The 21,472-nt window shown below is 63.4% G+C and carries 24 protein-coding genes; 13 read left to right on the top strand and 11 right to left on the bottom strand.

The window, feature by feature from the left end; genetic code table 11:
- Nucleotides 1-85: 85 nt before the first annotated feature.
- From C935_RS0105660 to C935_RS0105650, 3 genes are read left to right on the top strand one after another with little or no spacing between them, the layout of a single operon-like run.
- Nucleotides 86-463: a VOC family protein gene (locus tag C935_RS0105660; RefSeq protein ID WP_018861548.1), complete on the top strand. Its 378-nt coding sequence runs from the start codon at nucleotides 86-88 to the stop codon at nucleotides 461-463.
- 39 nt (nucleotides 464-502) lie between these two features.
- On the top strand, nucleotides 503-982 hold the full coding sequence (locus C935_RS0105655; RefSeq protein ID WP_018861547.1) for a VOC family protein: 480 nt from the start codon (nucleotides 503-505) through the stop codon (nucleotides 980-982).
- A 22-nt stretch (nucleotides 983-1,004) separates the two neighbouring features.
- A complete protein-coding gene (locus C935_RS0105650; RefSeq protein ID WP_018861546.1) occupies nucleotides 1,005-1,436 on the top strand; it encodes an SRPBCC family protein in 432 nt (143 codons plus the stop codon).
- Here C935_RS0105650 and C935_RS0105645 read toward each other — a convergent pair.
- From C935_RS0105645 to C935_RS13340, 3 genes are all read right to left on the bottom strand, one after another.
- The gene (locus C935_RS0105645; protein WP_018861545.1) at nucleotides 1,411-2,058 is read right to left on the bottom strand and encodes a dienelactone hydrolase family protein; all 648 of its coding nucleotides are present in this window, start codon (nucleotides 2,056-2,058) and stop codon (nucleotides 1,411-1,413) included. The genes C935_RS0105650 and C935_RS0105645 overlap by 26 nt on opposite strands.
- Entirely contained in the window at nucleotides 2,045-2,698 is a 654-nt protein-coding gene (locus tag C935_RS0105640) for a phosphoribosyltransferase (protein WP_018861544.1), read from the bottom strand. The genes C935_RS0105645 and C935_RS0105640 overlap by 14 nt, the downstream gene beginning before the upstream one ends.
- Before the next feature lie 156 nt (nucleotides 2,699-2,854).
- Nucleotides 2,855-3,007 carry a hypothetical protein gene (locus C935_RS13340; protein WP_018861543.1) on the bottom strand — a complete coding sequence of 51 codons (153 nt, stop codon included), beginning with the start codon at nucleotides 3,005-3,007 and terminating at the stop codon, nucleotides 2,855-2,857.
- A gap of 102 nt (nucleotides 3,008-3,109) precedes the next feature.
- Here C935_RS13340 and C935_RS0105630 point away from each other — a divergent pair, with 102 nt between their 5' ends.
- Complete coding sequence (locus C935_RS0105630; protein ID WP_018861542.1) at nucleotides 3,110-3,658, top strand: cyclin-dependent kinase inhibitor 3 family protein; 549 nt, start codon at nucleotides 3,110-3,112, stop codon at nucleotides 3,656-3,658.
- Here the strand turns inward: C935_RS0105630 and C935_RS0105625 are convergent.
- The gene (locus C935_RS0105625; RefSeq protein WP_018861541.1) at nucleotides 3,625-4,116 is read right to left on the bottom strand and encodes an SRPBCC family protein; all 492 of its coding nucleotides are present in this window, start codon (nucleotides 4,114-4,116) and stop codon (nucleotides 3,625-3,627) included. The two genes, C935_RS0105630 and C935_RS0105625, sit on opposite strands and share 34 nt — an antisense overlap.
- Before the next feature lie 114 nt (nucleotides 4,117-4,230).
- On the opposite strand from C935_RS0105625, the gene C935_RS0105620 reads away from it, so the two are divergent.
- Nucleotides 4,231-5,754 carry an NAD(P)H-dependent oxidoreductase gene (locus C935_RS0105620; protein ID WP_018861540.1) on the top strand — a complete coding sequence of 508 codons (1,524 nt, stop codon included), beginning with the start codon at nucleotides 4,231-4,233 and terminating at the stop codon, nucleotides 5,752-5,754.
- Nucleotides 5,755-5,857: 103 nt separating this feature from the next.
- Nucleotides 5,858-6,556, top strand: a complete 699-nt coding sequence (locus C935_RS0105615) for a transporter substrate-binding domain-containing protein (RefSeq protein WP_026278668.1) — start codon at nucleotides 5,858-5,860, stop codon at nucleotides 6,554-6,556.
- Nucleotides 6,557-6,874: 318 nt separating this feature from the next.
- Here the strand turns inward: C935_RS0105615 and C935_RS0105610 are convergent, their stop codons facing one another.
- Nucleotides 6,875-7,963 carry a lecithin--cholesterol acyltransferase gene (locus tag C935_RS0105610; RefSeq protein WP_018861538.1) on the bottom strand — a complete coding sequence of 363 codons (1,089 nt, stop codon included), beginning with the start codon at nucleotides 7,961-7,963 and terminating at the stop codon, nucleotides 6,875-6,877.
- 129 nt (nucleotides 7,964-8,092) lie between these two features.
- Here C935_RS0105610 and C935_RS0105605 point away from each other — a divergent pair, with 129 nt between their 5' ends.
- The 3 genes from C935_RS0105605 (at nucleotide 8,093) to C935_RS0105595 (ending at nucleotide 11,954) form a co-directional block, all read left to right on the top strand.
- The gene (locus C935_RS0105605) at nucleotides 8,093-8,797 is read left to right on the top strand and encodes a DUF4197 domain-containing protein (RefSeq protein ID WP_018861537.1); all 705 of its coding nucleotides are present in this window, start codon (nucleotides 8,093-8,095) and stop codon (nucleotides 8,795-8,797) included.
- Between the two features lie 240 nt (nucleotides 8,798-9,037).
- Nucleotides 9,038-11,248 carry a catalase/peroxidase HPI gene (gene katG, locus C935_RS0105600; RefSeq protein WP_081616577.1) on the top strand — a complete coding sequence of 737 codons (2,211 nt, stop codon included), beginning with the start codon at nucleotides 9,038-9,040 and terminating at the stop codon, nucleotides 11,246-11,248.
- Between the two features lie 310 nt (nucleotides 11,249-11,558).
- Nucleotides 11,559-11,954 (top strand): DUF4168 domain-containing protein, encoded by a 396-nt coding sequence (locus C935_RS0105595; RefSeq protein ID WP_018861535.1) that lies wholly within the window; start codon nucleotides 11,559-11,561, stop codon nucleotides 11,952-11,954.
- A gap of 46 nt (nucleotides 11,955-12,000) precedes the next feature.
- Here C935_RS0105595 and C935_RS12720 read toward each other — a convergent pair whose 3' ends face one another.
- The 3 genes from C935_RS12720 to C935_RS0105580 form a co-directional block, all read right to left on the bottom strand.
- The gene (locus C935_RS12720; protein WP_231367713.1) at nucleotides 12,001-13,260 is read right to left on the bottom strand and encodes a bifunctional diguanylate cyclase/phosphodiesterase; all 1,260 of its coding nucleotides are present in this window, start codon (nucleotides 13,258-13,260) and stop codon (nucleotides 12,001-12,003) included.
- Nucleotides 13,261-13,540: 280 nt separating this feature from the next.
- On the bottom strand, nucleotides 13,541-14,218 hold the full coding sequence (locus C935_RS0105585; protein ID WP_018861533.1) for a DUF3047 domain-containing protein: 678 nt from the start codon (nucleotides 14,216-14,218) through the stop codon (nucleotides 13,541-13,543).
- 170 nt (nucleotides 14,219-14,388) lie between these two features.
- On the bottom strand, nucleotides 14,389-14,706 hold the full coding sequence (locus C935_RS0105580) for a hypothetical protein (RefSeq protein WP_018861532.1): 318 nt from the start codon (nucleotides 14,704-14,706) through the stop codon (nucleotides 14,389-14,391).
- Between the two features lie 330 nt (nucleotides 14,707-15,036).
- Between C935_RS0105580 and C935_RS0105575 the strand changes: the two genes are divergently transcribed.
- Nucleotides 15,037-15,795, top strand: coding sequence for a hypothetical protein (locus C935_RS0105575; RefSeq protein ID WP_026278667.1), 759 nt, complete (start codon nucleotides 15,037-15,039; stop codon nucleotides 15,793-15,795).
- A gap of 18 nt (nucleotides 15,796-15,813) precedes the next feature.
- On the opposite strand, the gene C935_RS0105570 is transcribed toward C935_RS0105575, so the two are convergent.
- Entirely contained in the window at nucleotides 15,814-16,941 is a 1,128-nt protein-coding gene (locus tag C935_RS0105570) for a flagellin (protein ID WP_018861530.1), read from the bottom strand.
- Between the two features lie 208 nt (nucleotides 16,942-17,149).
- Here C935_RS0105570 and C935_RS0105565 point away from each other — a divergent pair, with 208 nt between their 5' ends.
- A complete protein-coding gene (locus C935_RS0105565) occupies nucleotides 17,150-17,830 on the top strand; it encodes a hypothetical protein (protein WP_018861529.1) in 681 nt (226 codons plus the stop codon).
- Here C935_RS0105565 and C935_RS0105560 read toward each other — a convergent pair.
- Complete coding sequence (locus tag C935_RS0105560; RefSeq protein ID WP_026278666.1) at nucleotides 17,772-18,149, bottom strand: MliC family protein; 378 nt, start codon at nucleotides 18,147-18,149, stop codon at nucleotides 17,772-17,774. The two genes, C935_RS0105565 and C935_RS0105560, sit on opposite strands and share 59 nt — an antisense overlap.
- Nucleotides 18,150-18,291: 142 nt before the next feature.
- Between C935_RS0105560 and C935_RS0105555 the strand changes: the two genes are divergently transcribed.
- Complete coding sequence (locus C935_RS0105555; protein ID WP_018861527.1) at nucleotides 18,292-18,903, top strand: hypothetical protein; 612 nt, start codon at nucleotides 18,292-18,294, stop codon at nucleotides 18,901-18,903.
- An 88-nt stretch (nucleotides 18,904-18,991) separates the two neighbouring features.
- Nucleotides 18,992-20,527: an L-lactate permease gene (locus C935_RS0105550; protein WP_018861526.1), complete on the top strand. Its 1,536-nt coding sequence runs from the start codon at nucleotides 18,992-18,994 to the stop codon at nucleotides 20,525-20,527.
- 276 nt (nucleotides 20,528-20,803) lie between these two features.
- Here C935_RS0105550 and C935_RS0105545 read toward each other — a convergent pair whose 3' ends face one another.
- Nucleotides 20,804-21,352, bottom strand: coding sequence for a hypothetical protein (locus C935_RS0105545; protein ID WP_018861525.1), 549 nt, complete (start codon nucleotides 21,350-21,352; stop codon nucleotides 20,804-20,806).
- Nucleotides 21,353-21,472 lie beyond the last annotated feature (120 nt).

Raw genomic sequence — 21,472 nt, 5'->3', positions numbered from 1 at the left:
GCGGGAGAACACGCCCATCAGCGTGTTCTCCCGAACCGAACGGTGGCTTTGGGGATGGGCGCGTGCCGTGTTGTCCCCTGACACCATGCACAAGAGCCGACTCGGAAACATCGTGATTGACTGCCGGACGCCGGACCTGGCGGCCGAGGCGCGTTTCTGGGCCAGCGCACTGGGCTTCCCGATGCCCGAGGACTTCGATGCGGCCAGCGGCTTCATCCAGCTCGTCACGCCGCCCGGGGACGTGCAGGTCATCATCCAGCGCGTGGATCACGAGCCGCGCGCACACCTGGATATCGACTCCGACTCGATCGAGGCCGAGGTTTCGCGTTTGGAGGGCCAGGGCGCGACCGTTGTGTCCCGGCACGAGGCTTGGGTGGTGATGCAGGCGCCGAGTGGCCATCGTTTTTGTGTCGGCAGTCCCTATCGCGGTGGATTCGAGCACGGAGCCAATGAGTGGGTGTGATGTCCGAGTAGTACAGCCCGGAGGTACGGGAGAGACATCATGGCAACCGTTCAGCAAAAGCTTGTGCCGCACCTGTGGTTCGAGCATCAGGCCAGGGAAGCGGCCGAGTTCTACGCCTCGGTTTTCGAGAATTCGTGGGTCGAGAGCACCGTAACCCTGGAAGACACACCGTCCGGCTCGGTGGAGGTCGTTACCTTCTTCGTCCTGGGGCAGGAGTTCCAGGCGATCAGCGCGGGCCCGCTGGTCCCGTTCAACGAGTCAATATCGTTCATGGTCAAGTGCGATACCCAGCAGGAGATCGACTACTACTGGGGTCAGCTGACGGCCGATGGCGGGCAGGAGGTCGAATGTGGCTGGCTGAAGGACAAGTTTGGACTGTCCTGGCAGATCGTCCCCGTGGTGATGGACGAGATGATGCGATCGGGCGATCCTGAGGCGCTGGCCCGGATCACGCAGGCATTTCTGAAAATGAAGAAATTCGACGTTGCGGCTCTGGTACGGGCCTACGAAGGCCGGTGAGATGGAGGTTGGCGCTCGAGGCATGGCGGAGGTGGTGCATGTGACCGTCTACATCGCCCGCTCTTCGGCGGATGTCTATGCCTTTGCCTCCGATCCCGGGAATCTCCCTTTATGGGCCGAAGGACTGGCACGTTCGGAGGTTCGGAAGGAGGGGGATGCGTGGTTGCTGGATGGGCCGCTCGGAACCGTCCGAGTTCGGTTTGCGCTACCCAACGATCTCGGCGTGATGGACCACGATGTCGAACTGCCCTCGGGCGAAGTGGTCCGCAACCCCATGCGCGTCCTGCCGAACGGCGAGGGGAGCGAATTTGTGTTCAGCCTTTTCCGGCAGCCGGGGATGTCCGCCGAGCAGTTTGCCTCGGATCGCGACGCGTTAGAGAAGGACCTGGATACCCTGAAGAGACTGCTGGAAGGGACCAGCAGGCCGCCTACCTGGAACGTAACCAGCGGGTAAACCATGCGGCTGCCAGGTCGGCTGCCTGCTCCAGCGTGCCCGGTTCCTCGAACAGGTGGCTGGCGCCGGGAATGGTCACGAGCTTGCGCGTTGCGTGCATGAGCGAAAGCGCTTCGCGGTTGAGTTCGATCACCAGGCTGTCTTCGCCACCGACAAGCAACAGGGTCGGTGATTCGACCCGGGCCAGCGCCTTGCCGATGAGGTCCGGACGCCCGCCACGGGAGACGACGGCGTGGATGTTGTCGGGGGCTTCTGCTGCGGCCAGGAGTGCCGCGGCGGCTCCGGTGCTGGCCCCAAGAAGTCCTGCCGCGAGTCGCGCGAGTCGAGGTTCGGAAGCCGCCCATTCACAGGCCTGCAGCAGGCGTTGGGCGAGTAGCGGTATATCGAAGCGGCCCTGGTAGGTGAGGTCTTCGGCCTCCGTCAGGAGGTCGAACACCAGGGTTGCAAGGCCGGCGGCCTGCAGCACATGGGCGACCTGTTGATTGCGTGGGCTTAGCCGGCTGCTGCCGCTTCCATGCGCGAACACGACCAGCCCGACAGGCCTGGCGGGCAGGCCGAGGATGCCCTGATGGGGCTGGCCATCCAGTACGAGCGTTACGTCGTGTTGTTCAGCGCGAGACATCGGGTTTCCGGGAACGATATGCGGTGGCCAGCAGATGGATGACCTCGTCGTCGGAGGTCTGCTCGAAGGATTCGTAGTAGGACCCGACCGAGCCTCGGTAGTACTGCGGGGTGTCCAGGGTCACTACGTAATCGACCTCTGTCTCGAGCAGTGCCGCCGTGTCGGCGGGCGCTACGGGGATCGCTACGACGATCTGGCTCGGGTGGCGCTGACGTGCATCGCGGATGGCTGCGCGCATGGTGAGGCCAGTGGCAATGCCGTCATCGACGATGATCGCGATTTTGTTGGTGACGTCCGGGGCGGGAGCGGTGCAATAGAGTTCGCGCCGTCGGTGAGCCTCGGCCCGCTCGCGCGCTTCGGCTTGCTCCAGCCATTCCGGGTCGACACGTTCTTCCTCGCGGGGGTTGCAGACCCGTTCGCCGCGTTCCGGGACGGCGCAGATGGCGTATTCGGGATGAAACGGATGGCCGATCTTGCGCGGGATCACGAGATCCAGGGGCATGTCGAGGTGCCGGGCGACCTCGGCCCCCAGCGGGACGCCTCCGCGTGGCAGGGCAAACACGACCCCGGGCTGACCACGGAAGCGGTCCAGGGCTTGTGCCAGCCGTCGGCCGGCGTCGGTGCGGTCCCGGAAACGCATGGGGCCTCCGTCACAAATGTACAAGAATCGCCTTGAAGTGTAGGCCCGCATGGCCCGGAAATCCGGTGGGTCTGAGCAAAATAGGAGGCCCCAGCAGGGCCTTCATACTCCGCCTTCGGCAGCAGGCCTAGTGGATCTCGAGATCGTGGTAGCGAATCACGCGATCGAGCACTTCGGGCTAAAGAGCAAGCGTGCGATGAAGGCGATGATCAGGATGATCCATCCGATGGGATAGGGCAGTACGCCGGTGAAGAATGTGGTCAGGCTGGCGATCAACAGGAGGCCGAGGATGAATAACGGGGTGTCCATACCGGTAGGATTGGGGGATACGGGGTTGGTTCGCAGACGGGTCCTTCGCGGGCCCAGGATCGGAACGACTGGCCCTGGCGCCTGACGATCGAGAGAGACTAGATGACTCAGACTGACGATACTCCGGCCAGCCCCCTCGAGATTGGCACGGTGCGCCTGCCAGAGGGCGGAACGATCGGGATGACGCCTTGTCCCGGCAAGTGCGAGCCGGGTGCGCCCGGTGGTCAGCGGGATCTGGTGGCGGATCTGGCTGCGATCCGCAGTTGGGGAGCGACGGCCGTGGTCACGCTGAACCAGGGGCATGAGCTGGACGCGCTGGGTGTGCCCGAGCTGGGCGATGCCGTGCATGCGGCGGGGATGGAGTGGCTGCACCTGCCGATCGGTGACATGGCGGCCCCGGATCGCCCATGGGAGTTACGATGGGGCGAGGTCGGCCCCGAGGTGCACCGGCGGTTGGATGCGGGTGAGGGGGTAATTTTTCACTGTGGTGGCGGGTTTGGCCGCGCGGGGACGATTGCGGCCTTGGCACTGATCGAGCGGGGCCTCGCGCCGGAGGAGGCCATCGGATCGGTGCGCGGGGCGCGCCCCGGAGCGATCGAGAGCCCGGACCAGCAGCGCTACTTGTTGGGCCCATCCGGAAACCGGGCCTGACGACCCTTGCGCGGGCCCTCTCGGTCTGCGTCTTCCCCCGATGTCTTGTGCAACTCCGCCTCCACGTTGCCGATGATCTCCCGGCTCAAGGTCTCGATGAGCGGTTTGGCCGCCTGGCGGATCGTTTTTTCCAACAATGGGTTGTCGAGTTCGTATTCGAGAAGCAGGTGGATGTTCGTGCCCCCTTGCGCGGGTGTCAGATGGTAGGTCCCGTGATTCTGCACGCCGGTCAGCGATTGCCAGGAAAAACGCTCCGGAGCTTCCGATTCTGTGATCTCGACATCGAAATTCAGGGGAATGCCGGCGATGCGCACCACCCATCGGTAGCGGGCCTCCCCGACGCGCGCTATCGTTTCGATAGCCTCGCTGTAATGGACGAACTCCTCGACCCGCGTAATCAGAGCGAATACATCGGGTCGGTCCGCTCGGATGTGGGCCTGGTGTTCGATCGTGGGCATGGTCAAAGACGGGATTCGGAGAACGTCGAGTATGCAGGGAGGCAACCCGGTATGCACCACATCCCCCGATCCGGGGCGTAGCGGTCGCGAGCCCCTTGCCGGGAGCCACCGCGCGTGAAGGTGCTCGTGATCCTGGGCCACCCGCGTACTGACAGCCTGTGCGGCGCGCTGGCCGAGGCCTACCGTGACGGGGCGCGGTCCGCCGGTGTGGACGTGCGTTCCCTGGATCTCGCGAACCTGGATTTTGACCCTTACGTTCATACACCGTCACCGAATCAGCAGGCGCTGGAACACGATCTGGATGCGGCGCGTGCACTGGTCGCCTGGGCCGATCATCTTGTATTCGTCTTTCCCACCTGGTGGGGCACCATGCCGGCCCTTCTCAAGGGCTTTCTTGATCGGGTAATGACGCCGGAGTTTGCCTTCCGAAACTGCGAGGGCGGCACCGGATACGAGGGTCTGTTGCAGGGCCGATCCGCCCAACTGATTACCACCATGGACACACCGGTACTGATTCATCGACTGATGTATCGACAGCCGGGAATCAACGCGATGGCGCGGGCAACCCTGGGTTTTTGCGGCATCCGCCCGGTGCGTTCACTCATGCTGGGCTCGGTGCGCGAGGCCGACGACCGAAAGCGCGAGGCCTGGCTCGAACGCGCACGCCAGGAAGGGCTGCGTCTGCGGCATGGGCGCGAGAGCCTGCGTGAGCGGGTGGCGTTCAAGTTGGGTGGTTGGCTACAGGCCTTGCGACTGCAGTTCTACCCGATGACATTCGTCGCCTATACCGTGGGGGCGCTCGCCGCAGCGCCGGAAGAAGGCCTGTTGCGTAATCCGGCGTTCTGGCTGGGCTATCTGTGCCTGTTCCTGCTGGAGGTCGCCACGGTTCTCGTCAATGAACGGGTGGACCTTGGCTCCGATCGCCGCAATCGCTTCTACGGCCCGTTTACCGGCGGCTCGCGGGTGCTGGTGGAGGGGCGGCTGTCGCTGCGCGAGATAACCACGGGTACGGTGGTGGCGCTGGGGGGCTTCGCAGCGGCCTTTGCGGCCCTGCTCGCGGTCGCGCCTGGCGATCTTGTTGCGCTGCTCGTGGTGACGGGGGTGCTGGCAGTGCTGGCGATTGGTTATACGGCGCCACCTGTGAAGCTCAGTTACCGCGGGCTGGGGGAGGTGGATGTCGCGCTGACCCACAGCCTGGGCGTGTTGCTGTGCGGGTATGTATTCCTCGCGGGGGACTGGATGGATCCACTGCCCTGGTGGCTGAGCCTTCCGCTGTTTCTTGCGATCATCCCGTCGATTACGCTGTCCGGTATTCCCGATCGCGAGGCGGACGCGGCTGCGGCCAAGCGCACCCTGGCGGTGCGGCTGGGGAATGGTGGTGCCCTTGGTGTGGCGCTGGGGTTCACCGTTCTGGCGGCGGTTGCGGGAACCGCATTCCACCTGACCGGTTGGGCTCAGGGGGCCTATGCAGGCATTGCCTATTTCGTCGTGCCGCATGCGCTGTGGCTGAGTTGGATGCTGTGGCGCGAGCGGCAGCGCGGTGCGCCCGGCGGGCGTATCGACGGACTGATGGCGGTATCGCTAGCCTATGTGCTGTGGTTCGGCCTGGTGCCGCTGGTGAACCTCGCCGCGGCTTGAGTGACTGGATGCCGGCCACCGGCGGATTCAGAGTCTGGACGGCATGCTATGGAGGGAGTAAGCGATGTTGGGACGACTGTTAGCGGGTATTGCGGTATTGGGCATGTTGTCGGTGCCTGCGGTGGCGGATCAGCGCGAGGCGTTTCATATCGCGGGTGATCGGGACGAGGCGCCATATGGGTATATCAACCGCGACGGACGCTTTGTCGGCCACTACGTGCAGTTGATGCAGGAGGCCTTTGCCCATTTGTGGGTGCCACTGCGCCATGAACCTTACGAATGGGAAGAGGCGCAACGTCTGGTCAGGGAGGGCAAGGCCGATGCGATCATCACCACCATGACGGCTGAGCGCGAGGAATATCTGGTCGCGAGTGAGGTTGCCCTGGCCGAACCGGAGTGGGTGGCATTTGTACGCGAGGATCACCCGGAGCGCGATGCTTTGCTGGCCAAGGAACATCTGGAGGACTTTTCCGGTTACCGTGTGCTGGACTACGCCGGGAATGGCTGGGGCAAGGCCAACTTGGAAGGCCTGGACGTGCAGCGCGAGGGAACGCTTTCGGAAAACCTGCGCCGCCTGGCGGCCGGCGAAGGGGACGTGCTGATCAACATGAGCGAGGTGACCGAACACACGATCCGGGAACTGAAACGGGCCTACCCCGACGAGGCCGATGCCCTGGATCGGGTCGCGGCTTCCTCGAACGTCCTGGACGTGACCTCGATGCACCTGCTGGTGCGCAAGGACTCGCCACATGTGCACTTGGTGCCGCGTATCGACAAGGTTCTGCGGGAGCTGGGTATCTGAGGCCTAGGGAGACGATGATTTGATCGCACGTCCGCGTTGGTGCCCCCTGTTTTCCGAGACAAGGCGCGTCGTGTAGCGGGTAGTGGTTCTACCCGCCCGTTGCTGATTGATTCGGGGCGCAACGCAGGATCGGGGAACAGGGGGCACCAACCCCGCAAGCCATTTACTGCAGGGGCTCGGCCGCCCGTTGTTGATCAAAAACGGGCGCGGGAACGGCGTTGCGGTTCCCTTGTGCAGAATGACTGCACGGCCGTCACCGCGCCTTGTTCCCACGCAAAAGCGACTCGAGCGCGGACGCGCGATTAAATCAGCGTCTCCCTAGTCTGGCGGGGCGACAGGTGCAATGGGCGCGGCCTCGCCCCGCCAGTCGAACAGGGTGTGCAGAATCGGTTCGATCGCAGGGGGATACTCCGTGAGGGGGCCGGGCACCAGCAGGCCGCGGTGCGAGGCCTCCAGTACCAGTGGCTCGGGATGCCCTTCGAGGGCCAGTGATTCCACTGGAACGACCCCATCGCCCAAGCCCTCGCTGGTTTCCTCCCACCAGTCCTCGATGTGCTTGGGCAGGTTCTCGATGCCGAATTGTTCACTAAGGGCCGTGAGGCTGGCTTCCATCGCCGGGGTAGGCTCGGGCACGACGCCACCGATGATCTTCACCGGGATGGCCTCGGGCCAGGGGCGTTCATTCAGGTCTGTGAGGAACTGACTGTCGGGCCTGAGATCGATCTTGGCCGCGCCGGTCCCGTCGCGAAGCCCGGCGAATAGCGAAAAGCGCTGTTCGCGGATATCCACAAGCCACTCCCGGACCTCGAGCCAGACCCGCAGGCGCGCCCAGTCGGAGCCCTGATTGGGAGTGGCGACCAGGATTACGCCAGCGATGGGGGGACCTTCGACTCGGGGATCCCCGTCCACCGGGTGTCGCCAGCGGGTAACGAAGTCGCGGATCACCAGCCCGCCCATGCTGTGGCCGATCAGTACAACGGGCTGGTTGCGATCCAGTGTCTCCCAGTACTCGGCCAACAGGTCGGCGCTGTGGTCTACCGCCTGGTCGTTGGGATAACGAAACTCCCAGCCATTGATGCCGACGGAATCGAGCGCGGGTACCAGCGTGTCCCAGATATTTCCGGGTTCGTCGAGACCGTGCAGCATGATGATCTCCGGCTCGGCGTCGTCATCGAACACCGAGGATCGGGGGATAAAGCCGCGCAGCTCGTCGGGGAGTGCCATGATCTCGGGAAACCACTCGTGCAGGCGATCCTGTACCTCGACGCGAAGCTCGCGTTCCTGCTCGGGATGCTGCTCCGTCCAGGCCACCCAGGCGACGAACGCGAGGAGCGGCAAGCCAATGACGAGGGCGGCTGCGTACAGCCGCTTGCGCAGGAGTGTTCGGCGGCGCGGAGGGCGGTTCATGTCCGATTACGATTGAGCATGCGCAAATGAATCGCAAGTCCGGACGGACGCGGGATTCGGTGAATGGGGCCCGGGATGGGCGCGTGGTGGTGTGTATCATGTGGTGCACCCGTCGTCAGGAATTCCTTCATGCGTTATTCACCGCCCTTGCTGTTGCTGTGGCTTCCGTTTTTCCTCTCCGCCTGTGCTGGTCTGGATGTCCGTGACTTCGGACTCAACGGCGAGGGGAGTGGTGGCGACCGTGCAGAAGAGGCGATTCGCGAGGCCCTTCAGGTGAGTACGGAACGTACCGTCGAACGTACGGGGCAAGAAGACGGCTACTGGGGCAATCAGGCGATTCGGATCGGCCTGCCGCAGGAGCTGCAGCAGGCCGGGGATGCGCTGCGCCGCGCCGGGCTGGGCAGCCAGGTCGATGATCTTGAGCGGCGCATGAACCGTGCCGCAGAGGCCGCCGCGCGGGAAGCAACCCCGGTGTTCGTGAGCGCGATCCGGAAGATGCGGCCTACCGACGTTCAGGCCGTGCTGCGCGGCGATGACGATGCCGCGACCCAATATCTGCGCGGCGCGTCAGAATCCGAGCTGCGCGAGCGTTACGAGCCCGTCGTGCGCGAGCACATGGAGGGGGCCGGGGTGTATCGCGTGTACCAGCCGCTGCGCGACACGGCGCGCCGCATCCCCGGGCTCGCGGATTTCGATGTCGACCTGGACCGCTATGTGACGGATCACGCGCTGGATGGCCTGTTCACCATTCTTGCGGACGAGGAACGCCGGATCCGCGAGGACCCGGCGGCGCGTACGACGCAACTCCTGCGCGACTATTTCGGCTCCCGCTAAGTCCGACACCTGACGTTTCCGGCCGAGGCTGTGGGAGAAGCATCCCACGAGCCTGGGTGTCATGTGCTGTGCCTATCAATCCGTTAGAAACACAATACTTCCGGCGCATTTCGGGACGGGTGTAGCGTGAGATGGAACGGACAAGGCAATGACGAGTCCCTTGAAATAGAGATTTGGACCGAGTCCAGATTTCCAGGGGCGGAAGAGGCCTTGTTCACCATTTGATGGAAGGAGAACGCTATGGGTGCCAATGATCTGAATAGGGAAGGAAAATGCCCGGTAATGCACGGGGCTCAGACCCGGCTTGGCGGTCGCGGTACCACGGTCGAGCAGTGGTGGCCGAGCCAGCTGAACTTGAAGATCCTGCACCAGCACACCCCTGAGTCCAGTCCGCTGGACGAAGGCTTCGATTACCGCAAGGAATTCCAGAAGCTCGACCTGCAGGCGGTGAAACAGGATCTCTACGCCCTGATGACGGACTCGCAGGACTGGTGGCCAGCGGACTACGGTCATTATGGCGGTCTCCTGATCCGCATGGCTTGGCACAGCGCAGGGACCTATCGCACGGGCGATGGTCGTGGCGGCGCCTCCACCGGCAACCAGCGCTTTGCGCCAGTGGACAGCTGGCCGGACAACGCCAACCTCGACAAGGCCCGGCGACTGCTGTGGCCGATCAAGCAGAAGTACGGCAACCAGATTTCCTGGGCGGATCTCATCATCCTGGCGGGTAACTGCGCGCTGGAGCACATGGGCCTGAAGACCTTCGGCTTTGCGGGTGGTCGCGAGGACATTTATGCCCCGGAAGAGGATATCTACTGGGGTGCCGAGAAGGAGTGGCTGGACGACAAGCGCTACAGCGGCGACCGGGATCTGGAAAACCCGCTGGCAGCCGTGCAGATGGGCCTGATCTACGTGAATCCGGAAGGTCCGAACGGTGAACCCGATCCGGTCAAGGCCGCACGCGACATCCGCGAAACCTTTGCGCGCATGGCGATGGACGACTACGAGACCGTGGCGCTCATTGCCGGCGGACATACCTTTGGCAAGGTGCATGGCGCGGGCGATCCGTCCCACATGGGACCGGAGCCGCAGGCGGCTCCACTGGAGCAAATGGGGCTTGGCTGGAAAAGCAGCTACGGCACCGGCAAGGGCGACGACACGATCACCGGTGGCCCGGAAGGTGCGTGGACGGCGAATCCCACGCAGTGGGACAACGGCTACCTCGACATGCTGTTCGGCTACGAGTGGGAGCTGACCAAGAGCCCTGCCGGCGCCTACCAGTGGAAACCGAAGGATGTGGCCGACAAGGACCTGGTGACCAGGGCGCATGACCCGTCGACCAAGGAAACGACGATGATGCTGACGACCGATCTGTCGCTGAAGGTCGATCCGGATTACGAGAGTATCGCGCGCCACTTCCACCAGAACCCGGCCGAACTGGCAGAGGCGTTCTCGCGCGCCTGGTTCAAGCTGGTCCACCGCGATCTGGGACCGAAGGCCCGTTATCTCGGGCCCGAGGTCCCGGAAGAGGACCTGATCTGGCAGGACCCGGTGCCAGCGGTCGATCACGAATTGATCGACGAGGAGGACGTGAAGGCCCTGAAGGAAAAGATCCTCGCGACCGGCCAGAAGCCAGCCGACCTGATCAAGGTGGCCTGGGGCGCTGCATCGACCTTCCGCGATTCCGACAAGCGCGGCGGTGCCAATGGCGCGCGCATCCGGCTGGCGCCACAGAAGGACTGGGAGTCGAACGAGCCACCGACACTGGCCCGGGTCCTTGATGCACTCAAGGGGGTTCAGCAGGACTTCAACGCCGCTCAGTCCGGCAACAAGAAGGTGTCGCTGGCGGACCTTATCGTGCTGGCCGGGACGGCTGCAGTTGAGCGGGCGGCACAGCAGGCGGGACATGCGGTGGAAATCCGGTTTCGCCCAGGCCGTACCGATGCCACCGAAGAGCAAACCGACGTCGAGGCGTTCGAGGTGCTGGAGCCCGAGGCGGATGCCTTCCGCAACTACATGAAGAAGCGCTTCACCGTGCCGGCCGAGGAGATGATGCTCGATCGTGCCCAGCTGCTGAAACTGAGTGCGCCGGAGATGACGGTGCTGCTGGGGGGTATGCGCGTGCTGGACACCAATGTGGGCGGGTCACGCCACGGTGTGTTCACCGATCGTCCCGGCGTGCTCACGAATGACTTCTTCGTGAATCTGCTGGATATGGATACCGAATGGGAACGCACCTCCGAGGAGGCCGAGGAGTTCATCGGGCGTGACCGCAAGACCGGTGAACAGAAGTGGATCGGCACGCGTGTCGATCTGATCTTCGGGTCCAACTCGCAGCTGCGTGCGATTGCCGAGGTCTATGCCCAGGAGGGCGCACAGCAGAAGTTCGTGAACGACTTCGTCCGGGCCTGGGACAAGGTCATGAACGCGGACCGCTTCGACCTCAACTAGAGCAACAGGATTGACGTACGCGCTCGAGTTGGCAAGCCCCGGGGTAATCCTGCTCCGGGGCAGTTTTCGTCCCCGCCGAAACGGGTCAGCGCGATACGGGTCGAGGTGATTCATGTGTCGAACTGACCCGCTTTTGGAGGCGATTCGGGGACACGCGAGCCGGTGAGATTGTGCCAATAGGGGATGATGACGCGCAATGCGGGTTGTTCGGGAGGGTTGGCATGAGGTCTGCATCATCCCGGTCGTGACCGTCCGCGCAAGGTGGCGGATGGTCAGCAAGCAAACCGATCTTATGAACAGGAGGCGCAAGATGGGACACAACACAGCCACGGCCTGTTCGATCACCCTGGCCCTGGGACTCGCGTTCGGTGGTGCCTCCACGGTAGTCGCCGATGACAAGGACGTTTTCGAGAAGGAATGGACGGATGACCCCGAATTGTCCGCCGAGGACGTTAGCGAAAGCGATCTGGAAAGCTTTCTGGCCGCTGCGGATGCCTCTCAGGACATCCGCTCCGAATATGCGGACGATATCGCCGAGGCGGAGGGCGAGGACGCCCAGGAGCTGCGCGACGAGGCGAATGACGAAATGGTGTCCGCGATCGAGGACGAAGGCCTGACGGTCGAGGAGTACCGCAGCATCGCCTATCTGATCGATAACGACAGCGATCTCGGGGAGCAGTTCGCCGAAGTGGCCAAGGACTCGTAGTTCGCAGGAGCTTCGGCTCGTGTTCTACGCCTGCAACCCCGCTGACTTACTCGGTCGGCGGGGTTTTTCCGTTGGGGCGGAAGGAGGCAGGTGGCCGCAGGTCCTGGTCCGCCGTACTGGCTAGCAGCAGGGCAGGGACCTCATCGGACCTCAACGGACGAGCAAAGTAGAAACCCTGCATGAGGTCAAAATCGAGGTCGTGACCGAGTTCGACCTGCTTCTGGGTCTCGACGCCCTCGGCGACCATCTTCAACCCGAGCGAGCTGGCCAGCAGCACGATCCCACGTGCGAGATCCTCGGCCGAGGGGTCGTGGTCGAGTCTGGAAACAAGCTGACGGTCGAGCTTGAGTGTGTCGATCGGGAAACGGTTGAGATAGGCCAGCGATGAATATCCCGTGCCGAAGTCGTCGATGGCAAGTTGCACCCCCAGATGATTCAGGGCCTCGAGGGCGGGTTCGGCGTCTTCCAGCGCGAGCACGGTCTCGGTAAGTTCGATGGTCAGCAGTTCGGGCGGCAGGTGGTGTCGCTTGAGTGCGGATGCAACGTCGTATGCCAACTCGGGGCGAATCAGGTCCCGAGCGGACAGGTTGATTGCGGTATACCAGGGCTCCTGGCCCTGCGCCTCGGCCAGGGTCTTCCAGTCCTCGGTTTGCCTGCAGGCCTCGGCGATCACCAACTTGCCGATATCGTGTATCAGGGACGAGCCCTCGGCTACATCGAGAAAGTCCACCGGCGTGAGTTCCCCGTGCACCGGATGTTGCCAGCGGATCAGTGCTTCGACGCCTACGAAGCGGCGCTGGCGGCTTGAATAGATTGGCTGGTAGCGGAGAAAGAATTCGTTGTGCCTGAGGCCTCGTCGAATATCGAACTCCTGACGCATGCGCCGCAGTTCCTCGGTGACGGGGGTCAACGCGGGAATGACGAGCCAGGCCATCAATTGCCCGATGCCGACGAAAAAGGCGGTGCGCGTGAGCCAGCGTTCGGTCTCCTGTGCGGTGCCCGCCGCAACATCTACGTAGGTCAGCGGGCCGGCCAGTATGCCGGCTGTTAGTGCGACGATCAGCGCGGCCCCAGGTCCGAAACGTGCAGCGGCGATTAATATGGGTACGTAATAGAGGTGTGGTACGAGGTTGTCGGCCCCACCGGCCAGATAGGTCACCGACCAGGAGACCAGCAGTCCCAGGATGACGATCAGCGTAGCGGAGAGGAATGACATCCCGACCCAGGAGCGGAGTGTGGACCGTGCCAGGTAGTCGGAATACCTTGTCCCGCCTGTCGGGAAGAGTGTCGAATCGGGCCTGGACATCGCGCCTTCCTTGAGGGTCCGCCCCGGCTCATCCATGGCGCATTGCCTGCCCCGGTGGCTTCGGGAAGTCGAAAAACTATGTTGACTAACGTAACGCTCGGACGTGCTGGGAGTTTAGTACTTCGCCGCATGACCTGCTGGCGATGTCTTTTTGTGCTGGTATCGCTGTCGGAACGGGTGGGGGTGGCCCGATGTGGTCGATGAACGAGAGCCGGAAATGATGTTCTCGGGCGTTGCGTCATACAAGCGATTGCCTGCACCGGTACTGTGACGCGTTTGGCTATTCCGGCACGAAGCGGATCTCCCCATACCAGGCCTCGATAGTGCTCTCGGTGTCATCGCAGTCCGTCATGATGGCGATGGCGTCGATGCTGTCGACCGCGCGATCATGCAACCGTTGGAAATCCTCGCGAACATTGCGCCGCTGGGAGAACCATTGCCCGGTTTCGGCGGGCGGGCCGGAACGCACCGCGAGCATGCGGGCCTGGCTGGCGTAGGCATTCGGCCAGTCGGCACCTTCCGGTTTTTCGCTGGCCCAGACGTAGTTGATCGCGCGTGTGCGCCACCGTAGCAGTCCACCGTCCTTCACCACGTACACGCGCGCCGGATAGTCGTCACCGGCACGCGTGGTTTCGTCAATGCCGGTGAACGTCTTGTCCACGCGCCAACTCCACTCGAGGATGGGAGTCCGCTCGAGATCGATCGTCTTTTTCAGGTAGAGACCGGACGCACTGTTGTCGCAACTCGCGTGGACGGCATGGCGCCCGTCAATTTCGACGGACTTGTATTGCGTTTCACCTTCGAAGGCCCTGGTCTCCCAGTTCAGGATGTCGGCTGGGCTGAAAATTGGTTCCGACGCAAGGGCAAGGCCAGGGAACCAGACGAGAGCGGCGGCAAACAGTAACCGTGGGCGCTGTTTGTCAGTCGATGGGCGACGGAATGGAGTGCTGTTGGCCATGGGCCACCCGGTGCGGCGTCATGAATCTACAAGGGTAGGTGACGCACCTGCCGATCGGAAGGCGTGCACGGGTATCGGTTCACATCCATCAGCCGCTAACAGGGCCTGGATATGGCTCCGCTTCGAAAATGCCCGAAGCGCATGGCTGCGGCCTCGGGCGGGAAAGGGTGTTACTCGTGAACCACGATGCGTTGGCTTGTGGGGTGGAGGTCCACGCGGGACTTGGACTCCGCGCAGGCCTCTGCGACCTGCTCCAGACCAGGCATGTCGTTCTGTCGGGCCAGGTGGCGCAGCAGTTCGCCGCCCTGGCAGTCCATTAGTGCCTCGCCGTCTTGGCGACAGCGGAATGTCGTGTCGTCGACGGACCAGTCCATGTCGTCCGGCATGTTCAGCACTACGGGTTCTTTTTTCAGAACCTGCATTTTCGCCTGTGTCGCGTGTTGTCCGTTATCCCAGTTGACTGCGGGTACGTTGTCGTAATGGTGCATGGGGTGTCCTCCTGTTGCCTTCCTTGTGGATTCGGAAGAGAAGCTTCATCCCTGAGCACTACGCCCCCACGTTAGGAAATATCCCCCGGGGGTCGTCAAATACCTGGATGCCGCCTGTTGCCCATGATCTGTGCATTGAACGCGGCGCGCCGAGACCCTATAAGAAAGCAATATGCACAGTTAGAGGTGCGAACGATGAAACTGTCCTCAAGCCGGGACATCAGGCCCGTTTCATTTCGACACTGGGTCCTGGTCGCAGCGCTCACACTGCTGGCTGGCTGCGCGACCACCTTTCCGGAGCCGGATCCAGGAAAGCCGTTTGCCGATGGGCTGACCGCGGAGGAGCTCTTTGCCCGGACGATGGCGGCGCATGGCGGGGATCTTCGCGCGTATGCCGGTGACCTGAACCAGTCCACGGACGGGGAGTGGGGCCGGATGGTGCAGCGCGTACAACCACTGGTGGCGGATGGCGGCTACCGTGGGCAGGGCGAGGAGCGCTATCGCCCCGCGGATCAGCTCTACGCGGTCCATTACACGGGGCCTGAGGGTACCAAGACCGTGGTGCGGCAGGGTCGTGATATTCGCTTGTACTACGACGGCGAGCGCAGCGACGACGAGGACCGGATTCGCGCGACCGCGATGACGACCGATGCCGGCAAGCTGTTCCACTACGGGCCGACCTTTGTAAAACACCGCGCTGAGTCCATCACGCGGTTGGAGGATCGCCGCGAGGATGGTGTCGAGTACCGCCGCTTGTTGGCGACCATACAGCCGGGGTTTGGCAAGGCGGATGAGGATCAGGTAGTGATGTGGATCCATCCTGAAACGGACCTTCTGTACCGGGTGCACATCACCCTCACGGGATTCGAGCCGACGCGGAATGCGCATGTCGACACCACTTTCCTGGAGCACGAGGAGGTCGGCCCGTACACGCTCCCGTCGCGTTTCGAGGAACGCGTGCTCGGGCCGATTCGCCTGTTTGTACACGAATGGTGGGTCACCGGCCGTGATCGCGATCGCGGGTGGACCGACGACGATGTGCGGGGACCCGAATTCGCCGGGGCGGCTGCACACCCCGCAGGGGAGTAGGCGCTAGCCTGTTGGTAATTACTGGAGCAGCCGCAGGAAGTTTTGTGGGAGTGCGTTGGCCTGGGTCAGCACGGCGATGCCGGCCTGCTGCAGGATCTGGGCGCGCACCAGCCGTGTAACCTCCGCCGCATAATCGGCATCACGTATGCGGCTGCGGGCCGCCGCAAGGTTGTCACTGGTCGTGCCGAGATTGTTGATGGTCGACTCGAAGCGGTTCTGGATGGCCCCGAACTGGCTGCGCCTTGCGTTGACCGCATCCAGCGCAGCATCCAGGCGCGAAAGGGCGTCGCTCGCCCCCTGGCGCGAGGACAGGTCGATGCTGTCCAGACTCCCCGCGGGCGCGGTCGTCGCCGGCAGCCGGAGGGTAGTGAGCGCGGCTTCGCCGGAGAGGGTCAGGGACTCGCGGGCGATCAGGTTCAGTCGGCCGTCGTCGGTCAGGACCGCCCGTGCGGTGGATCCCAGGGCGCGATCAATCGCCGTTGCCAGTTCCTGTGGGCTTCGATAGGTCCCTGAGGGAACGTGGACTGGGTCACGTGCGCCAACGGTGATGGAGAAGTCCTGGTCCACAGTCAAAGACCCGTTAGCGAAAGCGGTGTCCAGCCTTTCCGAATAGGCGCTGGATACGGCACCGATAAAGCGGGTGCGCATGCTGTCGCCCAGGTCTATGGACAGGGTTTGTCCGGCATTGGCCCCAATCTGAAACTGCGCGGTGCCCATAGAGCCGTCCAGAAGGCGCCGACCGTTGAAGGTCGTCTGGGTGGCGATCCGGTCATTCTCGGCCAGGAGTCGGCGCGCTTCGCGGTCAATGGCGCTGCGGTCGGAAACCGACAGAGTGGCGTTGGCGGCCTGTACCGACAATTGGCGTACGCGTTGCAGATTCGCGGTCATGGAGCCGAGCGCGCCTTCGGCGGTCTGGGCCAGGGAGATGCCGTCCTGCGCATTGCGCATGGCCTGATTCAGGCCGCGTATCTGGGTCGTGAAGCGTTCGGAAATGGCGAGCCCGGCCGCGTCGTCACGGGCGGAGTTGATGCGCAGCCCCGAAGACAGGCGCTGGAAGGCCGTTTGCAGGGCCGCCTGAGACTGACGCAGGTGGCGCTGGGCATTGAGCGACAGGAGATTGGTGGAAACACTCAACACCTGGGCCATGTTGTGGAGTCTCGCTCGCCGCAAGGGCGATCCGGCAACGGGCCGGATTCCGCAGCCGAACTCTCCCGACTACAGCAGGTTAACGGCCTGTGTTGAACGAACTTGAATCCAGGCAAGCGCTGGTCCATCCGCGGGGGCGCGGCGCAAACGTGCACATTGGCCCGTGTTTCCTTAGGCTGCGTCGATTGGACTGCATTGGGAGAGGGCCATGGCGGATACACAACCCGGTCGCCGACATTCACCCTTCTGGCGGACGCTGCTCGCGATCCTGCTTGGGGTCGGCCTGGGGATCGTCTGGCTTTATGTGACGGTCTTGCTGGGTCTCGGCGGTGGAATCGATTTTATGCCCGTGGCACTGGCGCGGGCCTTTGAATGGTTAACGCCTGTGTTGCTGTTGGGCGGTGTCATCGTGCTGGCGCTGGGGTGGTCACGGCGTCTGGCTGCGGCGCTATTCGGAGTGGCGGGGTTGTTGTTGCTGGTGGCGCTGGCCTTCGAGGGAGCTCGCGTGATGATGCAGGATCCCGAAGCGCTGAGCTACGAACACCAGATGGCGCAGACTGCCCGCGAGGGGGCCCGACAGGTGATCGAATGCGACAACGGCGAGATGCTCCTGGTGCGCGAGGACCGCGTGACGTCCGAGGAGATCGCGGTGCTTCAGATTCAGCGTATTCGTGCTGATGGGCGTCTGGACACGGAATTGCTGGCGAGCACCGGGGTCGGGTATACGCCCACTATCAGCGAGGGTATGCGGCCCTACCTGGATGGCTCGGTCGAGTGTAATGAAGGCGGTTTTTCGAGCGCCGGGGAGGTCCTCGGGCACCTCGAGGCATTCATTCAGGAGCACGAGCCGAGGCACTCCAGTGCCGTGGTGCCGGTGGCGCCGGAGTAGCGGTACCGGCATTGGGCTGGTGCACCTGGCAGGTCCAGTAGATGCCGTGAAACTCCAGCATGGCGGCCTCTCCCTTGGTCCAGAAGACGATCTGCTCGTCGGGGTTGGCATAGCGTGCCCCGGAGGCGACTTCGGTCGCCTGCAGCACGGCCCTGGAGCGCCCAAAACGCAACGCGGCCTCGCTGCCGCTGAACGTCGCCGTCAGGTTGGGACCGCGGTCACAGGTGTAGGGCACATCACGTGCCTGTTCGGCGGTTGGGGGCAGGGTGCCGCAGGCGGTCAATGCCAGTGTCGCGCCAATGACAATCCAGGTTCGCACGCGCCGGTTCTCCCGCGGTTCGACGTCGCTTTCCATCATACGCACAGGTGGATGCTCCGCGCGAAGCAAACACTCGGGTTCCGGGTTCGCGACGCCAATATGCGTACAATCAGGGTTTCCCCACACGACAGGTGATTGCGTTTTGTTTCCTCGGTGGTTTCTGATCGCTTACCTGCTGTTTGTCTGCGTCCTGGTGCCGGTCTACGCGGTCCACTACGGGTGGCTCAATTTCCTCTGGCTGTCCAACTTTGCGCTGATTGCCGGGTGTGTCGCGGCCTGGTTCGAGAGTCGGCGGCTGGCCAGCATGCTGGCCGTGGGGGTGGTGCTGCTGGAGATGGGCTGGGTAATCGACTTCCTGCTGGGTCTTGTGCTGTTGGGCAACCCGCCCTTTGACTTCGTGGCCTACATGTTCGAGCCGGACTATCCGCTTTATCTGCGGCTGCTTTCGCTGTACCACTTGCCACTGCCGTTCGTACTGTTGTGGATGGTCTGGCGCCTGGGATATGACCCGCTGGCGGGGCGGTTGTGGATCGTGGTTGGCTGGGGCGTATTGGTGTTGTCGTACCTGCTGTCGACCCCCGAGGCGAACGTCAACTGGGCGCTGGGCCCCTGGGCTCGTCCCCAGGACGTCGTGCACCCGCTGGTATGGCTCGGCGTTCTGATGGCCGCCTGCGCACTGGTCTGGTGGGTGAGCCATCGTGTCCTGTGGTGGGGCGCGAAGCGCTTCGGCCGCGTCGTTGAGGATGCCCGTTGAGGGTGGGTGGGCATGATCTGACGCTTCACGCGTCGGACCCCATCAGTTCACACTCTTCCGCGAGATCCGGCTGGGGAATTGGGCGAACATGATGCTTTTCTGGGTAGCCCTGGTGCCGTTTGTGGTTCTCTTTGTCTGGCTGGTGCCATTGCGGCGGCCGGCCTACGAGGCGGCCCCACTGGCCTATCTGGCGACGTTGATTATTGCCTTGTGGGTCTGGCAGATGCCGGGCGAGGTACTCGGCGCGAGCCTGCTGGATGCCGGTGTGGTGTTCATCGAGGTCATGCTGATCGTGGCGGTGGCGCTGCTCGTGCTGAACGTGATGATCGCTACGGGTCACATGGATGCGATCCAGTCGGTCATCGCAAGCGTGTCGCGCGACCAGCGGGTGCTGGCGATGCTTCTGGGATGGGGCCTGGTCGGCTTCGTCGAGGGGATTGCCGGGTTCGGGACCCCGGCCGTGCTGGCGGCGCCGCTACTCGTCTATTTTGGGATGAAGCCCCTCAAGGCGGTGGCGATTGCCCTGATCGGGAACAGTACGGCCGTGCCGTTTGGCGCGGCCGGTACCCCGGTCGTGATCGGCTTCGCAGGGCTGGGTCTGGATGACGCGGTCGTGCAGGAAGCAGTCGTGCGCACGGCGGTCATTCTGGCGGTGCTGGCAGTGTTCATCACGACCTTCATGATCTGGGTCGCCACCCTGGGGGAGGAGAAGGGGCGCTTTCGCGAATTCGTCCCGTTTGCGGTGTTCTCCGCTCTTGCATTCGGTATCCCGTACGTACTGGTGGCGTGGTTGATCGGGCCGGAACTGCCCTCGATCGTGGGCGGCGTTGTGGCGATGGTCGTCATCGCGCTGGCCGCGCACAAAGGGTTTCTGCTGCCGGAAGGACAACGCCGTACCGAGTCCGAGTCCGCCCCGGTCAAACGCGTGCTCGCTGCTTTTGTGCCATTCGCCGTAATGTCGGTGGCCCTGATCGCCTCGCGCACGGTGATGCCCTTGCGAGAGGCACTGCAATCCGTTCGCTGGTCGCTGGGCGAGTTTCGGGGGGTGGAGCTGGGGCAGAGCCTGGCGCCTTTGTACACGCCGTATTTCTATTTTGCCCTGGCGCTGGTGACCGCCCTGATCCTGTTTCGCGTCGGGCGGGTCACACTGGGGGAGGCCGTGGTGTCCACCGGGCGCAAGCTGCGGGCGGCCGCGATCGTATTGATGTTCATCATCGGACTGACTCAGATCCTGCTGATGTCGGAGCTCAACGGGGCGGACCTGCCCTCGATGCCGCAGGTGCTGGGGCAAGGGCTGGCCGAGTGGCTGGGCGGTACGTTTGTGCTCTTCAGTGGATTCCTGGGAGCGCTGGGGTCGTTCATGACCGGTAGCGCGACGGTCTCCAACCTTCTCTTTGCGCGTCTGCAGGCCGATACGGCGCAGGTAGTCGCGTTGTCGTTGCCTTCGATCCTCGCCCTGCAGTTGATCGGGGCCGGGGTGGGCAACATGATCTCGTTGCACAACATCGCCATGGCGGCTGCGGCCTGCGGACTGAAGGCACGTGAAGGACAGGTGGTGCGGGAGACGATTGTCCCGGTCATTGTGGTGTGTCTCGGGGCCGGCCTGTTGGCGTTCGTCTGGTAGACCCGGCCCCGAGCATCATTCGCCGGATTGTGGCTAGGGAGACGCTGATGTAATCGCACGTCCGCGCTCGAGTCGCTTTTTTGCGTGCGAACAAGGCGCGGTGACTGCCGTGCAGTCATTCTGCACAAGGGAACCGCAACGCCGTTCCCGCGCCCGTTTTTGATCAACAACGGGCGGCCGAGCCCCTGCTTTCAAGAGCCTTTCGTGCTGCACGACGCGCCTTGTCTCGGAAAACAGGGGGCACCAACGCGGACGTGCGATTACATCAGCGTCTCCCTAGAAGTTGTAGCCAAGCCCCACGGTGTAGGCAAAGGCGCCATCGCGGAAGGCCTCTTCCGCGTCGCTCGAACGCCGGAAGAACCACTGATACTCCACCCGGCCCAGTACGTAGGTGTTTTCCAGAACGTAGTACTTCAGTCCACCCTCCAGACCGGCAAAGCCGCTGTCACGAACGCCATCGCCATAGATCACGCCCAGGCTGCCCCCACCGAACGGGCGCAGCCGGCCGTCCCGCGTTTGCAGGTTGGCGTATCCGCGGGTTGATCCGTTCCAGAAGTCATCGCGCAGCCTCTCGCCTTCGATGTTGGCGTAGTTGACGCTCTGGCGAATCCCCAGAATGAAGTGATCGCGCAGATACCATCCCATCTCGCCGGAGATGCCGAAGCTCGTATTGTCGAACTTGCGGTCACTGCTGCCGGTGCCGGACAGCGAGAATTCGCGGTCGCCCTGGGAAGGACCGAAATTGGCTGCGGACCCTTGCTGTGCCTGTGCGGCCAGGGGAAGGGCTCCGGCCAGACAAAGTGTCAGCGCCAGTAGTTTTTTCATGATGCAGGGCCTCGTTGTAGGACCCCGGTCCAGGACGGATCGGGGTCATGTTCCAGGGTTGGTGCCGGCGATGCCGACCCCAACCCCTGAGGCCAGATTGCACGTGCGGGAGAGGGCGGT

The sequence above is a fragment of the Thioalkalivibrio sp. ALJ3 genome, assembly GCF_000377205.1.
In the GTDB taxonomy this organism is placed as follows: domain Bacteria; phylum Pseudomonadota; class Gammaproteobacteria; order Ectothiorhodospirales; family Ectothiorhodospiraceae; genus Thioalkalivibrio.
Note: the sequence above shows the minus strand (reverse complement) of the source record. Positions and strands in the feature narration are given on the sequence as shown.

Bases quoted from the DNA above. Each gene is read 5' to 3' on its own strand.
- C935_RS0105595 (WP_018861535.1), top strand. From the start codon at position 11,559: ATGGGACACAACACAGCCACGGCCTGTTCGATCACCCTGGCCCTGGGA.
- C935_RS0105640 (WP_018861544.1), bottom strand. From the start codon at position 2,698: ATGCGTTTCCGGGACCGCACCGACGCCGGCCGACGGCTGGCACAAGCC.
- katG (WP_081616577.1), top strand. From the start codon at position 9,038: ATGGGTGCCAATGATCTGAATAGGGAAGGAAAATGCCCGGTAATGCAC.
- C935_RS0105565 (WP_018861529.1), top strand. From the start codon at position 17,150: ATGGCGGATACACAACCCGGTCGCCGACATTCACCCTTCTGGCGGACG.
- C935_RS12720 (WP_231367713.1), bottom strand. From the start codon at position 13,260: ATGTCCAGGCCCGATTCGACACTCTTCCCGACAGGCGGGACAAGGTAT.
- C935_RS0105610 (WP_018861538.1), bottom strand. From the start codon at position 7,963: ATGAACCGCCCTCCGCGCCGCCGAACACTCCTGCGCAAGCGGCTGTAC.
- C935_RS0105580 (WP_018861532.1), bottom strand. From the start codon at position 14,706: ATGCACCATTACGACAACGTACCCGCAGTCAACTGGGATAACGGACAA.
- C935_RS13340 (WP_018861543.1), bottom strand. From the start codon at position 3,007: ATGGACACCCCGTTATTCATCCTCGGCCTCCTGTTGATCGCCAGCCTG.
- C935_RS0105545 (WP_018861525.1), bottom strand. From the start codon at position 21,352: ATGAAAAAACTACTGGCGCTGACACTTTGTCTGGCCGGAGCCCTTCCC.
- C935_RS0105570 (WP_018861530.1), bottom strand. From the start codon at position 16,941: ATGGCCCAGGTGTTGAGTGTTTCCACCAATCTCCTGTCGCTCAATGCC.
- C935_RS0105615 (WP_026278668.1), top strand. From the start codon at position 5,858: ATGTTGTCGGTGCCTGCGGTGGCGGATCAGCGCGAGGCGTTTCATATC.
- C935_RS0105625 (WP_018861541.1), bottom strand. From the start codon at position 4,116: ATGCCCACGATCGAACACCAGGCCCACATCCGAGCGGACCGACCCGAT.
- C935_RS0105650 (WP_018861546.1), top strand. From the start codon at position 1,005: ATGGCGGAGGTGGTGCATGTGACCGTCTACATCGCCCGCTCTTCGGCG.
- C935_RS0105630 (WP_018861542.1), top strand. From the start codon at position 3,110: ATGACTCAGACTGACGATACTCCGGCCAGCCCCCTCGAGATTGGCACG.
- C935_RS0105660 (WP_018861548.1), top strand. From the start codon at position 86: ATGCACAAGAGCCGACTCGGAAACATCGTGATTGACTGCCGGACGCCG.
- C935_RS0105550 (WP_018861526.1), top strand. From the start codon at position 18,992: ATGATGCTTTTCTGGGTAGCCCTGGTGCCGTTTGTGGTTCTCTTTGTC.
- C935_RS0105655 (WP_018861547.1), top strand. From the start codon at position 503: ATGGCAACCGTTCAGCAAAAGCTTGTGCCGCACCTGTGGTTCGAGCAT.
- C935_RS0105645 (WP_018861545.1), bottom strand. From the start codon at position 2,058: ATGTCTCGCGCTGAACAACACGACGTAACGCTCGTACTGGATGGCCAG.
- C935_RS0105605 (WP_018861537.1), top strand. From the start codon at position 8,093: ATGCGTTATTCACCGCCCTTGCTGTTGCTGTGGCTTCCGTTTTTCCTC.
- C935_RS0105585 (WP_018861533.1), bottom strand. From the start codon at position 14,218: ATGGCCAACAGCACTCCATTCCGTCGCCCATCGACTGACAAACAGCGC.